This window comes from Rhodococcus sp. ENV425 (assembly GCF_002887785.1).
Taxonomy (GTDB): domain Bacteria; phylum Actinomycetota; class Actinomycetes; order Mycobacteriales; family Mycobacteriaceae; genus Rhodococcus; species Rhodococcus aetherivorans.
In genome coordinates this window covers 1,626-2,057 of record NZ_PCZU01000215.1, presented here as the reverse complement: position 1 = coordinate 2,057, position 432 = coordinate 1,626, and the positions used below count along the sequence as shown (strand labels likewise).

The window sequence follows — 432 nt, the reverse complement described above, 5'->3', positions numbered from 1 at the left end:
CCCCGCCGATCTGACCGACCGGCCCGAACCAGGGAGAGCCACATGGATCTGACGGTGCGCGCCGCGGAACTGACCCGCCGGCGACGGGCGTTCGTCCGCGCCACGGTGGTGCGCGCCCAGCGGCCGACGTCCGCCCGCGCCGGCGACTGCGCGCTGGTGCTCGACGACGGCACGATCGAGGGCTTCGTCGGCGGCCAGTGCACCGAGACCTCGGTGCGCGACGCCGCGCGGCAGGCCCTGAACACGGGGGAGAGCATCCTGCTGCGGGTCCTGCCCGGCGCGACGCAGACCTTCCCGGACACTCCGGGGGCGACCGTCGCGGTCAACCCGTGCCTGTCCGGCGGCGCGACGGAGATCTTCCTCGAGCCGCAACTGCCCACCCCGATCCTCGTCGTCTCCGGGTCGACGCCGGTGGCCGAGGCCGTCGCGGAC

At 75.2% G+C, this 432-nt stretch carries 1 protein-coding gene; it reads left to right on the top strand.

Annotation, left to right across the window (positions count from 1 at the left end):
• Positions 1 to 42: 42 nt before the first annotated feature.
• Positions 43 to 432: XdhC family protein (locus tag CQZ88_RS31310; protein WP_258008662.1), on the top strand; the 390-nt coding region annotated here is incomplete at its 3' end.